Genomic DNA, 17,853 nt, shown 5'->3' on the forward strand with positions numbered 1-17,853 from the left:
GCTGGATCTATGTCCGGCCCTTTTGTTGTTTTCTCTCGGCTGCGGAGCGGCGTCCGGGCGGTTCAGGCAGGCCTCGGCGACGCTCTCGCAGGTATCCATCTTCGTCGCGGGAATGCACGCCGGCGACGGTCACGCTGTTGTTCTTGTAATGAGCGGGAATCGTTAGTTGGTACGATAGTGCAGGCAAGGTAACAAAGTGTGTACGGACTGCCAACCGTCCATTTCGGCTAAAAACGGTAATTTTTTAAGAAAGAACTCACCGTAAACCACAACGAAACACCATCACGGCAGGTTATATCCGGCCAGAAACGCAAAGACCCGGCACAAGGCCGGGTCTCATTCGACGCGAGGGTCGATCAGCGCACGTCGAAGCTCTTCTCGGCCAGCAGGCGGTCACCCTGGAACACCAGGAAGCGCCACTCGCCGGGGACCACTTCGTGGGTCTCGGTGAACTCGTAGGCCATCACGTCCTGGGGCGCGCCGGGTGCCATCTTCTGGATCACCTCGAACTTGTCGTGGCGCACGCCGTCGGGGGTGGTCACGCCCGGGGTGAGGTACAGCAGGGTCAGCGGGGTGTCGTTCTCGTGCTTGCCCACCAGCTTGTAGCGCATGCCGAACTTGGTGCCGAGCTTCGCCGGAACCTGGTCGGTGGGCAGGATGTTCTGGGTGCTGCTGGTGAGCACGCGCTCACCGGGCTGGTAGTCCTGGTAACGGCTTTCGAATACGCCGAACTCGATCGGCCCTTCGACCCGCACGTCGGCCATCGCCACGCCGGATGCCAGGCCGAGGGCGATCAATGCACTCAGTCGGGTTGCTTTCATGTCTCGCTCCTTGGTTGGGATGGCGCGAGGCTATGACACCTTCATGACTAACTGATGACAGGTTGAGACCCGGCTGCGAGGCTGACCGGTGCGTAGGGTGGATGGCGCTCTTTTAATCCACCGGCGGTGCTGCAGGGAAACACGGCTTCCGTAGGTTGGGTTGAGGTACGAAGCCCAACGCGCGAAGTTGATCCCCGCACCGTTGGGCCTCGCTGCGCTCGGCGCCAACCTACGGCACGGTGCCGTTGTAGGTCGGGTGCAACCCGGCAAGGACCGTGCACAAGGGCAACCCTGCGGGCTGCTTGGCGACTGAAGTCGCCCCTACGAATGTGCCGCCTGAAAATTCCTACGTGGCAACTGCATTGCCGGCCTACAAGAGGCTTGGCTAGGGTTCCCGCCGTTGTGCCCCTCGGGGCATAACCGGGTGTGGAAGCCCGTACAGATGATGTTCCCTCGCCATAGCGACGTGTCTCACGTCGGCGGTCTATGGCGGACTGTGCGAGCGGGTTTCGGCCCGACCGGTCTTGGGAACATCCCGGTACTTCCACACTCGCACGGTCCGCCACCCTTCAAGGATTCGGTGGCGGCTCCCCAGCCTATGGACGGAGCATTGCCATGTCCCTTCCCCAGATCACGCCGCGCCACTTCCTGCGCTACCGCCGCCAGTTGCGCGCCTTCCTCATCGGCCACGAGGCCTGGTTCTCCACCCGCGACCTGCGCCGCCTGCTCAACACCGATATCCACGAGCGCCTGCTCGCCAACCTCTGCGACGACCAGCGCCAGCGCGTGCACCTGCGCACCGCCAATGGCGGCTTCGAAGAGGAAACCGTGGTGAGCGAATCCGGCCTGCACGCCCTGCTCTTCACCTACTGCTACCACCCGGAGAATCGCAACCTGCGGCGCTGGGTCACCCAGGCCGTGCTCCCGGAATTGTGGATGTACCGCACCCCGGGCTGAAGCCCGGGCTACACACCGTTGCAGGTTGGGTGCACCCGGCAGCAACCCATGCGGGAGCTGGTCGATGCGTAGGGTGGATGGCGCTCTTTTCATCCACCAGCGTTGCCCCCCGGGGACGCCGATCGGTGGAGGCGAAAAGCGACCTCCACCCTACGCCGCTCCCGGCACCGAGCCGTTGCAGGCGGGGTTGAACCCGGCATTACGGCGCAGCGACCTGCTCCAGGTGCTTGGGGTTGCGTGGCAGCACGGCGAGGAAGTTGTCCCGCGCCACGCGCTTGGCGACGTCTGCAGGCAGGGCGTCGAGGAAGGGGTCGTAGGCGCGCAGGTAGTCGCCCAGGCCTTCGAAGCGCCCCACCACATCGGAGCCGAGCATGAAGCGCTCGGGGTACTTCTCCACCAGCTTCAGCCACTCCGGGTCGGGCGTGCCGTTCTTGTCCACGAGGTAGGGCTGGAGCACGGTCCAGGAGAGGTCGACGTAGAGGTTGGGGTAGTCGCCGAGCATGCGCTTCAAGGTGGGCAGAAGGAAGTCGAGCTTCTTCTGGTGGCGGTGGATTTCCATGCTGGTGCCGGCATGGGCCCAGATGAAGCGTACGTGCGGGTGGTTGCGCAGGGGTTCTTCGATCTCCGCCAGGTACAGCGGGTTGCGCTCGCGCTTGGAGGTGATGTTGGAGTGCAGCATCACCGGCAGGTCGTACTCGGCGGCGAGGTGGTAGATGCGCGCCATGGCCTCGTTGTTGGCGCGCGGGGTGTCGCCGTCGATCAGCGCGGTGAGGTCGTCGTGACGGGTGAAGACCTCGCCAATGCCCTGCCACAGCCCCGGGTCCAGCTCCAGCATGCGGCGGATGTGCGCGTCGGAGTTCTTGTCGTTGGGGTTGAAGCCGCTGAGGAAGGGATGGAAGCGATGGCGCTGGTCCTCCGGCAGCTTCTTCACGGCGGCGGCCACCAGCGTATCGGTGGCGGTGTACCAGTAGGCATCGGCATCGTCGCCAGCGTAGTAGCGCGGGCGCTTGGGTTCGTCCTCGTGCCACTTCTTGGCCACCGGGATGCCGGAGATCATCACGTGGTCGATGGCCCCCGCATCCATGGCCTTCAGCAGCCCCTGCATGCCCTCGCTTTCCTGGAAGAAGTCCACGTAGTGCAGGTGCGAATCGCTGTAGCGGTAGTCCCGCGCCTGGGCGGCGCAGGCACTGAGGGCGAGGATGGCGGCGAGGCAATGGCGGGCGATGGGCAAGGGGCGTCCTCCTGACGGTCGTGGCAAGGGTAGACCGGCACCACGCCCGGCGGGTTCACCTGGATGCTCTGATGGCCTACTGCGACTATGCTGCAGCAGGCTCGACCAAAAGAATTCCACCATGCCGCGCTGCGCCCTTCTCCTGCTGTGTTTCGTCGCGTTCGCCTGCCCCGCCGGCGAGCGCCTGGTCTATCCCCTGCATTCCAATGGCGAGGACCCGGAAGCCTATGTGGTCGAGCTGTTGCGTCTGGCCCTGGCCCACAGCGGCGGCGACTACCAGTTGAAGCCCTCCCTGGAACCCATGCCGCAGTCCCGCGCGCAACTGTCCCTGGAGCGCAACGACGGCCGCGTGCAACTGATGTGGACCATGACCACCCGCGAACGCGAAGCCGACCTGCTGCCGATCCGCATCCCCATCTACAAGGGCCTGATCAGTTGGCGCGTGTTCCTGGTGCGCGCCGACCAGCGCGACCTGCTCGCCGATGTCACCCGCCGCGAACAGCTCGAAGCCCTGCGCATGGGCCAGCGCCATGACTGGCCCGACACCGCCATCCTGCGCGCCAACGGCCTCAACGTGGTGACCACGCCGGGCTACGAGAGCCTGTTCCGCATGCTCGACGCCGGCCGTTTCGAGCTGTTCCCCCGCGAGGTGGTGGTGGCCTGGGACGAACAGCGCCGCGCCGAAGCCGATGGCCTGCACCTGGTCGTGGACGAGCACCTGGTGCTGCACTACCCGACGGCCTTCTACTTCTTCACCTCGCGCCAGCGCCCCGAGCTGGCCGCCGCCATCCAGCGCGGCCTGGAGGCGGCCATCGCCGATGGCAGCTTCGAGCGCCTGTTCCAGCGCTACCACGGCAAAACCCTGCGCCGCGCACGCATGGACAAGCGCCAGGTGATCGAACTGGACAACCCCGACCTGCCGGAAGAAACCCCCATCGACCGCGAGGCGCTCTGGTACCGCCCGCTTGCACCCAAGTAGCGCCTGAGCGCCCCGGCCGACCCGTGCCGGTGCAGCGCGCACCCTCCCCCGCCACGCAACGCCTGGCGCCACCGTAATGGCACTTCGCTTGCAACGCGCCTCGAAAACCGAGAAGAAAGGGAGATCGCCATGCTGCAGCTTCTGCGTCCCGCACGCCGCGCCACGGATGAAGGCGCGCTCGACGCGTTGTTCACCGCCCACGACCTGACCACCCGCCTACCCGCCGGCAGCCCGCTGATGGGACGCCTCAACGGCTTCGTCGAGGGCCTGCAACAGCGCATCCGCACCAGCCTCGGCGCCGCCGTCGGCATCGCCGCCCACGCCCCGGAGCTGGCGCGCATCGCCGCCGCCAACCAGCAGAGCGGGCAGCTGCTGGCGCAATCCTCCGAGCTGATCGCCAGCGCCAGCGAAGAGGTCACCACCACCCTCGACGCCGAGCTGGTGCCCGGTGCCGCCGAGGTGGCGCGGCTCTCCGGCGACGTTTCCAGCACCCTGCGCCAGTGCCAGCGCAACGGCCAGGACGTGCTGCGCCAGGTGGACGCCATCGGCACCAGCGAGCAGCAGCTGGGCAGCGTGATCGGCAACCTCACCGGCCAGTTGGAGGAAGTCAGCAAGGTGATAGGCGTCATCGCCAGCATCTCCCAGCAAACCAACCTGCTGGCACTCAACGCCGCCATCGAGGCCGCCCGCGCCGGCAGCCACGGCCGTGGCTTCGCCGTGGTCGCCGAGGAAGTACGGCGCCTGGCCGGGCACACCACCGACGCCACCACCCAGGTGAGCGGCATCATCGAGCGTTTCCGCGATGGCATGGCGCAGCTGGCCGACGCCGGCGAGCGCATGCACCAGGCGGTGGCCGAGGGGCACCAGGGCATGCTCCAGGTGGGCGCCGGGCTGGACAGCACCCGCGCGGCCATGGACAAGCTGGACGGCCGCGTCGGCCAGATCGCCTCCGGCACCGAGCAGATCGGCCAGGCCGTGCGCTCGATCAACGGCGACGTGCAGAACATCGCCCAGGTGGCCGCCGAGCTACTGGGCAAGGCCGGCCAGGTGCTGCGCCACAGCCAAGCCGTGCGTGAGGATGGCGACCGCCTGTTGCAGGGCCTGGGCGGCTTCCGCCTGGAGATGCACCGCGACATCCAGCGCAGCATCGAGCGCCTGGCCTGCGAGCCGGCGCTGCTGGGCGACGCGGCCCAGGCCGAGGGGCTGCTGGCCGATACGCTGAAGCGCGATGCACGCATCGAACTGTTCTACCTGGTGGACCGCACCGGCACCCAGCTCTCGGAGAACGTCTTCGCCCTCGACGTGCCGCACCAGGGCGAATCCTGCAAGGGCCGCAACTGGGGGCAGCGCCCGTGGTTCCGCGCGGTCGCCGATGGCCTCGCCAGTCACATCACGCCGGTGTACCGTTCGTCCGCCACCGACGACTTCTGCTTCACCGTCTCGGTGCCGGTTTTCGGACCCCGTGGCGAACTGCAGCGCGTGCTCGGTGCCGATGTGCGCCTCAGCGCGCTGATCTGAACGGTCACGGGAACACTCAGGAGGTGGGCGGCCTCTAACCAGCAGGACCGCCTACCCAAACCACGCAGAGGACTGCCCATGACCATTACCGTTACCACCGAATCCGCAGACGGCTATCGCCACAGCATCAACGTCGGCGACGAGCACCAGCTGTTCACCGACCTGCCCAAGGCCCTGGGCGGCGAAGGCAGCGCGCCGGAACCCCACGACTATTTCGACGTCGCCCTGGGTGCCTGCAAGGCCCTCACCGTGACCCTCTACGCCCGCAGCCACGACATCCCGCTGACCGGCATCGGCGTCGACGTGACCCACGACAGCAGCCAGGAGAAGCAAGGTCAGTACGGCATGAGCGTGAAGCTGACCCTGCGCGGCGCCCTCACCGACGACCAGCGCGCCACCCTGCTGCGCATCGCCGACAAGTGCCCGCTGCACAAGCTGATGACCACCACCGAAGTGACCATCGAGACCCGCCTGGCCGAAGGCGATTTCAGCCAGTAAGCCCGCCCCTCTGGGCTTCCCGCGTGGACGCGTTATGCTTGCGCCTCCACCGCGCCGGAAGCCCAGCATGAACGACATCCTCACCCTCCGCCCCCGTGCCGAAGAAGTCGCCGGGCTGCCCATCCTCCGCCCCCTGCCGTCGGCCCAGTGCCGCAGCGTCGGCCCCTTCGTGTTCTTCGACCACATGCTCGCCAGCGCCTACCCGGCCGGCCAGGGCATGGACGTGCGCCAGCACCCGCACATCGGCCTGTCCACCCTCACCTACCTGTTCGAGGGCGAGTTGCAGCACAAGGACAGCCTCGGCTCCGACCAGCGCGTGCAACCCGGCGATGTGAGCTGGATGACTGCCGGCGCCGGCGTCGCTCACGTCGAACGCACCCCGGCGGAACGCGTGGCCAGCGGCTCGCGCATCCATGGCCTGCAGGTGTGGCTGGCGCTGCCCCGCGAGGAAGAGGAACGCGCGCCCAGCTACAGCCACCATCCCGCCGCCAGCCTGCCGCAGCAGGACGCCCTCGGCGTGCGCATCCGCCTGGTTGCCGGCAGCGGCTTCTGCCTGGAGTCCCCGGTGCCGGTGCTCTCCCCGACGCTCTACGCCGATGTGCACATGGAAGCCGGCGCCACCCTGCTGGTGCCCACCGAGCACCCACAGCGCGCGCTCTACCTGCTGGAAGGCGAGGTGCTGCTGGACGACCAGCCGCTGGCCATCAACACCCTGACCGTGCTGCCCGAAGGCGTGGAATACAGCCTCGCCGCCTGTGGCAGCGCGCACCTGGTAATCATCGGCGGCGCGCCGCTGGACGGCCCCCGGCGGATGAACTGGAACTTCGTGTCCAGCGACCCGCAGCGCATCGACGCGGCACGCGCCCGCTGGGCCGCCGCCGACTGGCCGCAGGTGCCGGGCGAAACCAGCCGCATCGAACTGCCGCGCTAGCTGCGCAGGCGATTGCCGTAGGCGCCCGGCGTGCAGCCGTAGTGGCGCTGGAACAGGGCGATGAAGGCCGAAGTGGAGTCATAGCCCAGCTCGCTGGCCAGGGTGGTGACACTCATACCATCGGCCAGCAACGGCAGCGCCGCCAGCAGGCGCAGGCGCTGCCGCCACTCGCGGAACGACAGCTGCGTCTCGGCCTGGAACAACCGCACCAGGGTGCGCCGTGACGCCCCCACCTGCCCCGCCCACGCCTCGATGCCCCGGTCGTCCGCCGGGTCGGCGCGCAGCGCGTCGGTGATCCGCCGCAGCCGCGCATCCCGGGGCAGCGGCAGGCTGAAGGGCGCCGCTTCCAGGTTGCGCACCTCGTCCACCAGCACCCGCAGCAGCCGGGCCTCGGCGCCCTGCTCCGGGTAGTCGCGGGGGAAGCCCGAAGCGCGCTCCATCAGCTCGCGCAGCAACGGCGTCACCTGCAGCACGGCGCAGTCGCGCTGGTAGCCGTCCAGCACCGAGGCGTCCAGGTACAGGCTGCGGAATTCGATGGCCCGCTCGCTGTAGGCGGTGTGGCGCACCCCGGCGGGAATCCACAGCGCGCACTGCGGCGGCAGCAGGTAGCTGTGCCCCTCGGTGAGCACCTGCATGACCCCGGCGCGGGCGTAGGTGAACTGCACCCAGTCGTGGCTGTGCATCTCGATGGGGTGGCCGGCGGGAATGTCGAACATGCGCAGGTACACCGGGCGCGGCAGGCGCGGGTATTCCGGGATCGGGGGAATGGCGGGCGGCACTTGTCTCGCTTGCGGCATCGGCTGTCCCTTTTGCTCAAGTGAGCGGGAAAACGCCGATGGTAGCCTGCGCCACGCCAATCCGTGCACTGCCCAGGAGTCCCCCATGAGCACCCATGCCCCCGTCACCCGCCTCACGGTCCCGGCCATCCGCCAGCGCAAGGGCGCCGGCAGCCTGGTGTCGCTGACCGCCTACAGCACGCCCATGGCGCGCTGGGTGGATGCCCACGCGGACCTGATCATCGTCGGCGACTCCGTCGGCATGGTGCTCTACGGCATGCCCAGCACCCTGGGCATGACCCTGGAGATGATGATCGCCCACGGCCAGGCGGTGATGCGCGGTTCCAGCCGCGCCTGCGTGGCGGTGGACCTGCCCTTCGGCAGCTACCAGGCCAGCCCCGAGCAGGCCTTTGTCAGCGCCGCGCGGCTGCTGCGCGAGACCGGCGCCGCGGCGGTGAAGCTGGAAGGCGGCGAGGAGATGGCCGCCACCGTGGCCTTCCTGGTGAGCCGGGGCGTGCCGGTGCTGGCCCACATCGGGCTGATGCCGCAACAGGTCAACACCATGGGCGGCTTCAAGGCCCAGGGGCGCGATGCGGCCGGCGCCGAACGGGTGCGCCGCGATGCGTTGGCGATGCAGGCGGCCGGCGCCTTCGCCGTGGTCATCGAGGGCACCGCCGAGCCCCTGGCGCGGCAGTTGAGCGAGGAGCTGGAGATCCCCACCATCGGCATCGGCGCCTCCCCCGCCTGCGACGGCCAGGTGCTGGTGACCGAGGATCTGCTGGGCCTGTTCGGCGACTACCAGCCGCGCTTCGTCAAACGCTATGCCGAGCTGGCGCCCAGCATCGAGCAAGCGTTGGCTGTCTATGCAGGGGACGTGCGCGCGGGGCGCTTCCCGGAGCCGGGGCATTGCTTTGGCGTGAAGGCTGTTTCGGGGTGAAGCGGCGGTGGGTCGAAGCGGAGCGCCGCCCGGCCCACCCTACGCGACTGCGTGCCGGCGGCGGCTATACCACCCGCCCTTCCGCCCAGCGCTCCTTCACTTCCAGGACGGCCGGCATCTGGCTGATAAACAGTTCCACCAGGCTCGGATCGAAGTGCCTGCCGCTCTGCTCGCGCAGGAGCGCGATGGCGTCCTCCACCGACCAGGCCCGCTTGTAGGGGCGCTCGCTGGTAAGGGCATCGAAGACGTCGGCGATGGCGACGATGCGCCCTTCGATGGCGATCTCCTCGCCCCGCAGGCCATTGGGGTAGCCGCTGCCGTCCCATTTCTCGTGGTGGGTCAGGGCAATGCTGCGGGCCATGCGCAGCAGGCCGCTTGGGTGCTCACCGATGATCTCGGCGCCGATGCGCACGTGCTCGCGCATCACCACCCATTCGTCATCGTCCAGCTTGCCGGGCTTGCGCAGCACTGCATCGGGGATGCCGATCTTGCCGACGTCGTGCATGGGTGCGGCGTTGAGCAGGTCTTCGCAGGCGGCTTCGCTCCAACCCAGGGCGCGGGCGAGGATGCGGGCGTAGTGGCTCATGCGGATGACGTGCAGGCCGGTCTCGTTGTCCTTGTATTCGGCGGCCAGGCCGAGGCGCTGGACGATCTGCAGGCGCGTCTGCTTGAGCTCGTCGAGGCGCACCAGGGACAGGTGGGTGCGCACCCGCGCACGGACGATGGGCGGGCTCACCGGCTTGGTGATGTAGTCCACCGCGCCCACTTCGAAGCCGCGTGCTTCGTCTTCGACATCGGCCAGGGCGGTGACGAAGATCACCGGGATGGAGGTGGTGGCTTCGTCGGCCTTGAGCCGCGCACAGACTTCGTGGCCGGTCATGCCCGGCATCATCACGTCCAGCAGCACCAGGTCCGGCGCCTCGCGCTGGGCCAGTTCCAGGGCCTTGGCCCCGTCCTTGGCGAACAGCAGGCGGTAGTCGTCCTGGAGGATGTGGCGCAGCACCTGGAGGTTGGTGGGCTCGTCGTCCACCAGCAGCAGGCAGAGGCGGTTGTCCGGGGGGGTAGCGGTCATGCGGAAATCTCTCCCGTTTCGAGCCAGGCCAGCAGGTCGTGGAGGTGCCGCAGCGCCTGGTCGAAGTCGAAATCATCCATGGCGCCCTGCAGGTCCTGCAAGCGCGAATGCCCGGGCCGGCCTTCCAGGCCCTGGCGCAGGGTCTCCAGCGCGGCGTCGTCGAGCCCGCCACGGGCGAGTTCCTGGGCCAGGGCACGGCCGGCCTGGATCAGGGGGGTGAGGTCCACCGGGCCCGAGGCGGCCGGCACCGCGGCGCTGCCGGGGAACAGCGGCAGCGCGTCGCGTACCGTGTCCAGCACCCGCTCCAGGGTGTGCAGCAGCGGCTCCAGCTCGGCCACCTTGCCGGACAGCCCGCAACGCTCCAGGTCACCGGCGCAGCTGGCCATCTGGCCCAGGCCGAGGTTGGCGGCGGCGCCGCGCAGGCGGTGGGCGATGGCCGCCACATCCGCCAGGGCCTGGCGTTCCAGCGCCGCCCGCAGCTGGGCGAGCAGGTCGTCCTGCTCCTTGAGGAAACGGGCGATGGCGGCGGCCATCTGCACCGGGCCGCCCCAGAGGTCCTTGCCGCGGTTCCAGTCGAACAGCGCGGCCACCTCGCGTTCCAGGGGCACGGTGTCGATGACGACGGCCTGTCGGCCCTCCAGCAGGCGCGCCATTTCAGCCACCAGTTCGGGCACGTCCAGGGGCTTGCTGGCGAAGCCGTTCATGCCGGCATCGAGGGCGTTCTGCCGATCACGGTCGAGCACGCTGGCGGTCAGGGCGATGATGGGCACCGGCGGGCGCCCTTCGCGGCGTTCGAAGCCACGGATCAGGCTGGTGGCTTCCAGGCCGTCCATGCCGGGCATCTGCACGTCCATCAGCACCAGGTCGAAGGTTTGCGCGGCAAAGGCCTCGACAGCCGCGCGGCCGTCGCTGACGCCACTCACTTCGTGGCCGAGGCGCTTGAGGTTGATCTCCAGCAGTTCGAGGTTCTGCGCCACGTCGTCGGCGGCGAGGATGCGCAGGCGCGGCAGCTGCGGGATCGCCACCGGGCGCTGCTCGCCCTGGCGCACCTGGGCGCCACGGCCGAGGGGGACCTCGACTGTGAATACGCTGCCCTCGCCTTCGCGGCTCTGCACGCGGATGTGCCCGCCCATGAGTTCCACCAGCTGCCGGGAGATGGTGGTGCCCAGGCCCGTACCGCCGAAGCGCCGGCTCATGGAGGCGTCGGCCTGGGCGAAGGGGTCGAAGATCTTTTCCAGGCGGTCCTCGGCGATGCCGATGCCGGTGTCGTGGATGGCCAAGCGCAGGGCGCCGGGGGCTCCGTCCACCACCAGGCGCACCTGGCCACGCTCGGTGAACTTGACGGCGTTGCCCAGCAGGTTGGTGATCACCTGCTGCAGGCGCAGCGCGTCACCCTTGAAGAAGTCACCCAGGTGCGCGGCGTACTCCAGGTGCAGCGCCAGGCCCTTTTTCTCGGCGCCCAGGCGCTGGGCCGCGCAGACCTGCTCGCAGAGCTCGCGCAGGGAAAAGTCCAGGTGCTCCAGCTCGATGGCGCCGCGATCCAGCTTGGCGGTGTCGAGGATGTCGTTGAGCAGCCCCAGCAGCGAGCGCGAGGAGTGCTGCACGGTGCGCAGGTGGCGGCGCTGGCTCTCGCTCAGCGGTGTGTCCAGCAGCAGTTCGGAGAAGCCGATGATGGCGTTCATCGGGGTGCGGATCTCGTGGCTCATGTTGGCCAGGAAGCTGCTGCGCGCCGCTGCGGCCTGTTCGGCACGATCGCGGGCGTTGCGCAGGTCCTGCTCCATGATCCGCCGGGGGGTCAGGTCGGTGGCCAGCTTGAGCACCTTGAAGGGGCGGCCGTCGGCGTCGAGGATCGGGTTGTAGGTGGCCTGGATCCACACGTCCTGGCCGCCCTTGCCGAAGCGCCGGTATTCGCCGGAGCGGAACATGCCCTGGCGCAGGTCCTGCCAGAAGCGGGCATAGCGCTCGCTGGCCACCAGTTCGGGGTCGCAGAAGAGGCCGTGGTGCTGGCCGAGCAGCTCCTCGCGGGAATAGCCGAAGAGGTCGAGGAAGTTTTCGTTGACCTCCAGCACGTGGCCATCGAGGTCGTACTCGATCATCGCCATGGCCTTGCTGATGGCGTTGACCTTGCCTTCGTACTCGGCGTTGCGCAGCTTGGTCTCGGTCTGGTCCAGCAGCACGCCATCGACCCAGCGCGCCTGGCCCTGGTCGTCGAGTTCGACGCTGCCGCTTTCCCATACCCAGTGCTCCTGGCCCGCGCGGTCCAGCAGGCGGTACTCCACCACATAGCTGCGGCCCTTGCGGGCGGCGGCGTAGACCTCGTCGGCGACACGTTCGCGGTCGTCGGGGTGGGCCAGTTGCGCGAGGGTGCATCGACGGGCGATGAAGTCATCGGCCGGCCAGCCGGTGAGGCGCTCCACCGCGTCGCTGATGAACAGGGTGGTCCAGTCGTCGTCCAGGAGGCAGCGGAAGGACACGCCGGGGATGTTGCGGATCAGCGAGCGGTACTGCTGCTCGCTGTCGCGCAGGGCGGCCTCCATGCCCTTGCGCTCGCTGATGTCGGCGACGAAGACCACGAACCAGGGCCGGCCCTCGCGGTGGGAGACGCCGAGGCTGAGGCGCACGGGGATCTCGCGGCCATCACGGGTCAGCCCGACCAGCTCCAGCTCGGAGCCGGAAAGGCGGCTCTCGCCGGTGCTGCGGTACTGCTCCAGCGCGCGTTCGAGGTCCCGTGAGTAGGCGCTGGGCAGCAGCACGCTCATGTGCTGGCCGATCAGCTCCTCGGGGGGCCAGCCGAACAGGCCGAGCACCGCGTGGTTGACCGAACGCACCACGCCTTCGTCGTCGATGGTGAAGATGGCCTCGAAGGCCGCGTCCAGCAGCGAGGACAGGTGGCTGCGCCCGGCCTCCAGCTCGCGGAACAGGTGGCGATAGCGCAGCAGGCCATTGGCGGCACCAACGAACACGCTGAGGGAAATGGTGGCCATGGCCACGGCCAGCGCCAGGTAGAAGCTGCCGCGCACGCCCTGGGGCATGGCGAACTCCTCGGTGCCGACTGAAACGCGCCGCCGCCATGCCGGTGTAGTGCATGCCGGCGATGGCGAGGCCCATCACCGTGCCGCTGACGACGATGGCCGGGACGCCGCCGAGGTGGCGGCGCAGGCCGAAGCGCACCCACAGGGCGATGATCGCCAGCACCACCGCCACCAGGATCGACAGGGCGAAGCCCCAGGGGTCGTAACGCAGCAGCGGGGCCATCTGCATCGCCGCCATGCCGCTGTAGTGCATGGCACCGATGCCGGCCCCCACCAGCACACCGCCGCCGATGAACTGCACGGCGCTGACCTGGTTGCGCGCCAGCAGGTTCAGCGCCACCCAGGAGGCGAACAGGCTGGGCAGCACCGAGAGCACGGTGACGGCCGGGTCGTAGCGCACCGCGGCGCACAGCTGGAAGGCCAGCATGCCGATGAAGTGCATGGCCCAGACGCCACCGCCCAGCGCGGCGGCGCCGGTGATGATGGCCACCTGGCGATACAGGCGGCTGCTGCTGAGGCGCGCGACGCCGGCCAGTTGCAGGGCCATGCCGGAGGTGAAGATGGCGATCAGGACCGACAGCAGCACCATCCAGGGGTCGTGCTGGCCGAAGACCAGCAGGCTGGGCTGGTTGGCATCAAAGAAGAACGGGGACAGATCGGGCATCGAATCCGGGTCTCGCGGGCGGGGCGGGCATCTGGAGAATCAACACGGTCGCGGCCCGTCAGTCAATGTCGGGCCGGCCAGTGGATATGCGCGCATGACCGGCAAAATGCCATCATCCGCGTGCGAATGCAAAACCACCTGTCCGGCCGGTCAGGTGAAGACTTCGTCCAGCAATGCATCCATGGCCGCGAAGGCCCGCCGGGCGACCCGCGGGTTGTACTCGGCCACGCCGGGGCGCTTGGCCTCGGGGTCGGTAAATGAATGCACGGCGCCACCGTAGCTGAGCAGTTGCCAGTCCACCCCGGCGGCACTCATCTCGGCGGCGAAGGCCGGCAGCTGCTCACGGGGCACCAGCGGGTCGGAGGCGCCGTCGAGCACCAGCACCGCGCCCTTGATGCGCTTGGCGTCGGCGGGGTCGGGCGTGTCCAGCGCGCCGTGGAAGGAGACGAAGGCCTTGAGGTCGGCGCCGGCGCGGGCCAGCTCCAGGGCACAGGTGCCACCGAAGCAGAAGCCGAAGGCGGCCTGGCGGGCCGGGTCGATATTCACCGCGTGCTGTTCGCGCAGGGCCTGCAGCGCGGCGACCATGCGCCGGCGCAGCAGTTGGCGGTCTGCCTTGAGCGGCGCCATCGCGGCCCCCGCTTCGTTGGCATCGGCAGGCCGCACCCCGGCACCGTAGAGGTCGACCACCAGCACCACCCTCCTCTCCTCGGCCACCTGGCGCGCGGTGTCGATGGCGCTGTCGGTGATGCCGAACCAGTTGGGCGCCATCAGCAGGGCCGGCCGCGGGTCTTCGACATTGGGGTCATAGACCAGTTGCCCCTCGAAGACCTGGCCGTCGACTTCATAACTGATGGCGTGGGCGCGGATCTGACTCATGGATCACCTCGTTTACCGTGGATGGGATCGGCCGTCCGCTCTGGCCTGGGGCTTCTGGCCCAAGCGCAGGAGCTTAGCCGTGCTTGGCGGCGAACGCACGGATTGGCTGACGATTGCTCGGCCCGGGAACTGCGGGACCGATCGCGTTTCGGGGGCAAGAACGGAACGGCGACTTGCGATTGCGCCATCAGAACGGCATCATCCCGCCGCCGGTTTTCCGGCACCGATGATTTCCAACCAAATTCTTCTCACAAGGAGCGTGATATGAAGGGGCCTTTCGCCGCTGTCCTTCTTTCCCTGTCCCTGCTGGGTGGCTGCGTGACCGTGCCCCAGGGCACCGACTTCCCCGCCCCCGACAAAGCCGCCAGCCCTGCCCAGCAGAGCGTCGCCCTGGCCCCGGTCGAAGTGACCGACAAGACCTTCGTCAAGTGGAATGCCGGGCAGACCCAGTCCAGCGGCATGACCCTGAGCCTGGGCAACTACCTGAAGGCCAGCAACCGCTTCAGCAACGTGCGCATGCCCGGTCAGACCCTCGCGGCCGATGACCAGGTGCTGTCGTTCAGCTTCGACACCTACAACGTCCACCGTCGTCCCTATGGCGGTTACTTCCCCTTCGCCCTGGTCACCCTCACCGGCTACATCTGGTTCGGCGGCACCTCCCACATCGACGAATCCAACGTCAGTGGCCGCCTCCAGGTGAGCGATGCCCAGGGCAAGCTGCTGCACAGCTACCAGACCCGCCAATACGGCGAGCGCAGCATCTCGCTTTATTCCATGGGCCCGGTGAACGGCAGCCCCGAGCGCCAGAGCGCCGTTGCCGACCTGCTCGACCAATACCAATCCGATCTTGGAAAACAAACCAAATGACCCAGTTCCTGCGTATCACCACCCTCTTCCTGGGCCTGGCCCTGCTCACCGGCTGCGCCGGCTTCCGCTCGGGCGAAACCGCTGACCTCGGCACCTGGCCGCAAGCCAAGGAACAGAAGCCCTCGCTGCGCTACGTGGTGGAAGGCAAGGTCAAGATGAACGACGTCGATGGCGCCGTGCAGCCGGCCACCGTGAAGGCCTGGTCCGACATCACCGGCAAGGCGTACAAGGAATCCAACCTATTCTCCTCGGTCAACGAAGGCTTCGGCGACGCCGACATCACCGCCGAAGTGAAGGTGACCAACGACGGCCACGGCAGCATGGCGCTGGCCTTCATCAGTGGCCTGACCCTGATGGTGATACCGTCCACCGCCGAAGATCGCGTGATCACCCAGACCACCTACCGCAACCGCGACGGCAAGGTGCTGGCCGAGGTGACCAAGCAGGACAGCGTGCGCACCTGGATGCAGATCCTGCTGTTCCCCGGTGTCGTGGTCGCCAACCCCTTCAGCAAGATCAACCAGATCCACTACGACAACAACAAGGCGACCATCCTCGACGCCAGCAAGAACGGCGTGTTCTGAACGCCCGCGCCATGAAAAAGGCCCGCACTTGCGGGCCTTTTTTCGTTTGGGGTGATGTGCCGGCGAATAGGTGAGCCTGGGGCTTTGCAATGGTGGGTTTCGCTGCGCTCTACCCACCCGACGAAGGGCACCGTCATTCTGCGCCCATGAAAAAGGCCCGCTGATGCGGGCCTTGTTCTTAAGCCTTGCAAGCCTTAGGCGGAGAGTTCCACCAGCAGCTTGTTGAGGCGGCGCACATAGGCGGCCGGGTCCTTGAGGCTGTCGCCAGCGGCCAGGGCAGCCTGGTCGAAGAGGATGTGCGAGAGCTCGCCGAAACGGTCTTCGTCCTGCTCGCCATCGAGTTTCTCGATCAGCGGGTGGGCCGGGTTGAACTCGAAGATCGGCTTGGAATCCGGGACCTTCTGGCCGCTGGCTTCGAGGATCTGGCGCATCTGCAGGCCGAGGTCCTGTTCGCCGATGGCGAGGATCGCCGGGGAGTCGGTCAGGCGGTGCGAGACGCGCACTTCCGAGACTTCCTCGCCGAGGGCGGTCTTGAGGCGCTCGACCAGCCCTTCCTTGGCCTTGGCGACTTCTTCCTGGGCCTTCTTGTCCTCTTCCGAGTCCAGCTTGCCGAGGTCGAGGTCACCGCGTGCCACGTCGGCGAAGTGCTTGCCGTCGAACTCGGTGAGGTAGCTCATCAGCCACTCGTCGATGCGGTCGGTGAGCAGCAGCACTTCGATGCCTTTCTTGCGGAAGACTTCCAGGTGCGGGCTGTTCTTCACCTGGGCGTAGGATTCGCCGGTGAGGAAGTAGACCTTGTCCTGGCCTTCCTTCATGCGGCCGATGTAGTCGGCCAGGGAGACGCTCTGCTCGCCGCTTTCGTCGCTGGTGGAGGCGAAGCGCAGCAGGCCGGCGATCTTCTCCTTGTTGGCGAAGTCTTCCGCCGGGCCTTCCTTGAGGACCTGGCCGAAGTTCTTCCAGAAGCCCTTGTATTGCTCGGGTTCGTTCTTCGCCAGTTTCTCCAGCATGTCCAGCACGCGCTTGGTCAGCGCGGACTTCATGGAGTCGACCACCGGGCCGGTCTGGAGGATTTCGCGGGAGACGTTCAGCGACAGGTCGTTGGAGTCGACCACGCCCTTGATGAAACGCAGGTACAGCGGCAGGAACTGCTCGGCCTGGTCCATGATGAACACGCGCTGCACGTAGAGCTTGAGGCCACGGGGCGCTTCACGCTGGTACAGGTCGAACGGCGCACGGGCCGGGACGTACAGCAGCGAGGTGTATTCCAGCTTGCCTTCGACCTTGTTGTGGCTCCAGGACAGCGGGTTTTCGAAGTCGTGGGCGACGTGCTTGTAGAACTCCTGGTACTCCTCGTCCTTCACCTCGGTGCGCGGACGGGTCCACAGGGCGCTGGCACGGTTGACGGTTTCCCACTCGACCTCGGCCGGGGCGTCTTCGCCGTGATGTTCCTTCGGCAGCTCGATGGGCAGGGCGATGTGGTCGGAGTATTTCTTGATGACGTTGCGCAGGCGCCAGCCATCGGCGAACTCTTCTTCGCCGCTCTTCAGGTGCAGGACGATGCGGGTGCCGCGCTCGGCCTTCTCGACGCTGGCGATGTCGAACTCACCCTCGCCTTTCGACGACCAGTGCACGCCTTCGCTGGCGGCGAGGCCGGCACGGCGGCTGTAGACATCGACCTTGTCGGCGACGATGAATGCGGAGTAGAAGCCCACGCCGAACTGACCGATGAGGTGCGAGTCCTTCTTCTGGTCGCCGGAGAGGTTCTTGAGGAAATCGGCGGTACCGGATTTGGCGATGGTGCCGAGGTGGGCGATGACTTCATCGCGGCTCATGCCGATGCCGTTGTCTTCGAGGGTGACGGTCTTGGCGTCCTTGTCGAAGCTCACGCGGATCTTCAGCTCGGCGCCGCCTTCGAGCAGCTCCGGCTTGGCCAGCGCTTCGAAACGCAGCTTGTCGGCGGCGTCGGAGGCGTTGGAGATCAGCTCGCGCAGGAAGATTTCCTTGTTCGAGTACAGGGAATGGATCATCAGGTGAAGCAGTTGCTTCACTTCGGTCTGGAAGCCCAGGGTTTCTTTTTGAGTCTCCACACTCATGGTCATCTAACTCCACG

At 67.5% G+C, this 17,853-nt stretch carries 15 protein-coding genes and 1 pseudogene; 8 read left to right on the forward strand and 8 right to left on the reverse strand.

Annotation, left to right across the window (positions count from 1 at the left end; genetic code table 11):
* Window positions 1-356: 356 nt before the first annotated feature.
* Window positions 357-821 (reverse strand): DUF3859 domain-containing protein, encoded by a 465-nt coding sequence (locus tag ACXI0U_RS13655; protein WP_043246178.1) that lies wholly within the window; start codon window positions 819-821, stop codon window positions 357-359.
* A 615-nt stretch (window positions 822-1,436) separates the two neighbouring features.
* Here ACXI0U_RS13655 and ACXI0U_RS13660 point away from each other — a divergent pair.
* A complete protein-coding gene (locus ACXI0U_RS13660) occupies window positions 1,437-1,778 on the forward strand; it encodes a BRO-N domain-containing protein (protein ID WP_479550398.1) in 342 nt (113 codons plus the stop codon).
* Window positions 1,779-1,977: 199 nt separating this feature from the next.
* On the opposite strand, the gene ACXI0U_RS13665 is transcribed toward ACXI0U_RS13660, so the two are convergent.
* The gene (locus tag ACXI0U_RS13665; RefSeq protein ID WP_479550399.1) at window positions 1,978-3,009 is read right to left on the reverse strand and encodes an amidohydrolase family protein; all 1,032 of its coding nucleotides are present in this window, start codon (window positions 3,007-3,009) and stop codon (window positions 1,978-1,980) included.
* Between the two features lie 121 nt (window positions 3,010-3,130).
* On the opposite strand from ACXI0U_RS13665, the gene ACXI0U_RS13670 reads away from it, so the two are divergent.
* From ACXI0U_RS13670 to ACXI0U_RS13685, 4 genes are all read left to right on the forward strand, one after another.
* Window positions 3,131-3,988 carry a substrate-binding periplasmic protein gene (locus tag ACXI0U_RS13670; protein ID WP_479550400.1) on the forward strand — a complete coding sequence of 286 codons (858 nt, stop codon included), beginning with the start codon at window positions 3,131-3,133 and terminating at the stop codon, window positions 3,986-3,988.
* Between the two features lie 237 nt (window positions 3,989-4,225).
* The gene (locus ACXI0U_RS13675) at window positions 4,226-5,506 is read left to right on the forward strand and encodes a methyl-accepting chemotaxis protein (RefSeq protein WP_374981928.1); all 1,281 of its coding nucleotides are present in this window, start codon (window positions 4,226-4,228) and stop codon (window positions 5,504-5,506) included.
* Between the two features lie 78 nt (window positions 5,507-5,584).
* Window positions 5,585-6,004: an OsmC family protein gene (locus tag ACXI0U_RS13680; protein WP_271658312.1), complete on the forward strand. Its 420-nt coding sequence runs from the start codon at window positions 5,585-5,587 to the stop codon at window positions 6,002-6,004.
* A 67-nt stretch (window positions 6,005-6,071) separates the two neighbouring features.
* On the forward strand, window positions 6,072-6,935 hold the full coding sequence (locus ACXI0U_RS13685) for a pirin family protein (RefSeq protein WP_479550401.1): 864 nt from the start codon (window positions 6,072-6,074) through the stop codon (window positions 6,933-6,935).
* On the opposite strand, the gene ACXI0U_RS13690 is transcribed toward ACXI0U_RS13685, so the two are convergent.
* Window positions 6,932-7,732, reverse strand: coding sequence for an AraC family transcriptional regulator (locus tag ACXI0U_RS13690; protein WP_031286840.1), 801 nt, complete (start codon window positions 7,730-7,732; stop codon window positions 6,932-6,934). The two genes, ACXI0U_RS13685 and ACXI0U_RS13690, sit on opposite strands and share 4 nt — an antisense overlap.
* Window positions 7,733-7,817: 85 nt before the next feature.
* Between ACXI0U_RS13690 and panB the strand changes: the two genes are divergently transcribed.
* Window positions 7,818-8,648 (forward strand): 3-methyl-2-oxobutanoate hydroxymethyltransferase, encoded by an 831-nt coding sequence (gene panB / locus ACXI0U_RS13695; protein ID WP_479550402.1) that lies wholly within the window; start codon window positions 7,818-7,820, stop codon window positions 8,646-8,648.
* A gap of 64 nt (window positions 8,649-8,712) precedes the next feature.
* On the opposite strand, the gene ACXI0U_RS13700 is transcribed toward panB, so the two are convergent.
* The 4 genes and pseudogenes from ACXI0U_RS13700 to ACXI0U_RS13715 all read right to left on the reverse strand — a co-directional run bounded on the left by ACXI0U_RS13700 (window position 8,713) and on the right by ACXI0U_RS13715 (window position 14,292).
* Window positions 8,713-9,720: an HD-GYP domain-containing protein gene (locus ACXI0U_RS13700; protein ID WP_479550403.1), complete on the reverse strand. Its 1,008-nt coding sequence runs from the start codon at window positions 9,718-9,720 to the stop codon at window positions 8,713-8,715.
* Window positions 9,717-12,752, reverse strand: coding sequence for a PAS domain S-box protein (locus tag ACXI0U_RS13705; RefSeq protein ID WP_479550404.1), 3,036 nt, complete (start codon window positions 12,750-12,752; stop codon window positions 9,717-9,719). Before ACXI0U_RS13705 ends, ACXI0U_RS13700 begins: the two co-directional genes overlap by 4 nt.
* 43 nt (window positions 12,753-12,795) lie before the next feature.
* Window positions 12,796-13,416: pseudogene (locus ACXI0U_RS13710) on the reverse strand (MHYT domain-containing protein); the annotation flags it as partial.
* Between the two features lie 150 nt (window positions 13,417-13,566).
* Window positions 13,567-14,292: a dienelactone hydrolase family protein gene (locus ACXI0U_RS13715; RefSeq protein ID WP_374981574.1), complete on the reverse strand. Its 726-nt coding sequence runs from the start codon at window positions 14,290-14,292 to the stop codon at window positions 13,567-13,569.
* 264 nt (window positions 14,293-14,556) lie between these two features.
* Between ACXI0U_RS13715 and ACXI0U_RS13720 the strand changes: the two genes are divergently transcribed.
* Together ACXI0U_RS13720 and ACXI0U_RS13725 are read left to right on the forward strand one after the other, a co-directional pair.
* Window positions 14,557-15,159: a hypothetical protein gene (locus ACXI0U_RS13720; RefSeq protein ID WP_263403575.1), complete on the forward strand. Its 603-nt coding sequence runs from the start codon at window positions 14,557-14,559 to the stop codon at window positions 15,157-15,159.
* Window positions 15,156-15,743 carry a hypothetical protein gene (locus ACXI0U_RS13725; RefSeq protein ID WP_184490811.1) on the forward strand — a complete coding sequence of 196 codons (588 nt, stop codon included), beginning with the start codon at window positions 15,156-15,158 and terminating at the stop codon, window positions 15,741-15,743. Before ACXI0U_RS13720 ends, ACXI0U_RS13725 begins: the two co-directional genes overlap by 4 nt.
* 194 nt (window positions 15,744-15,937) lie before the next feature.
* Here ACXI0U_RS13725 and htpG read toward each other — a convergent pair whose 3' ends face one another.
* Complete coding sequence (gene htpG, locus ACXI0U_RS13730; protein ID WP_043245698.1) at window positions 15,938-17,836, reverse strand: molecular chaperone HtpG; 1,899 nt, start codon at window positions 17,834-17,836, stop codon at window positions 15,938-15,940.
* Between the last annotated feature and the right edge of the window lie 17 nt (window positions 17,837-17,853).

It is taken from the genome of Pseudomonas sp. C9D1, from assembly GCF_056491235.1.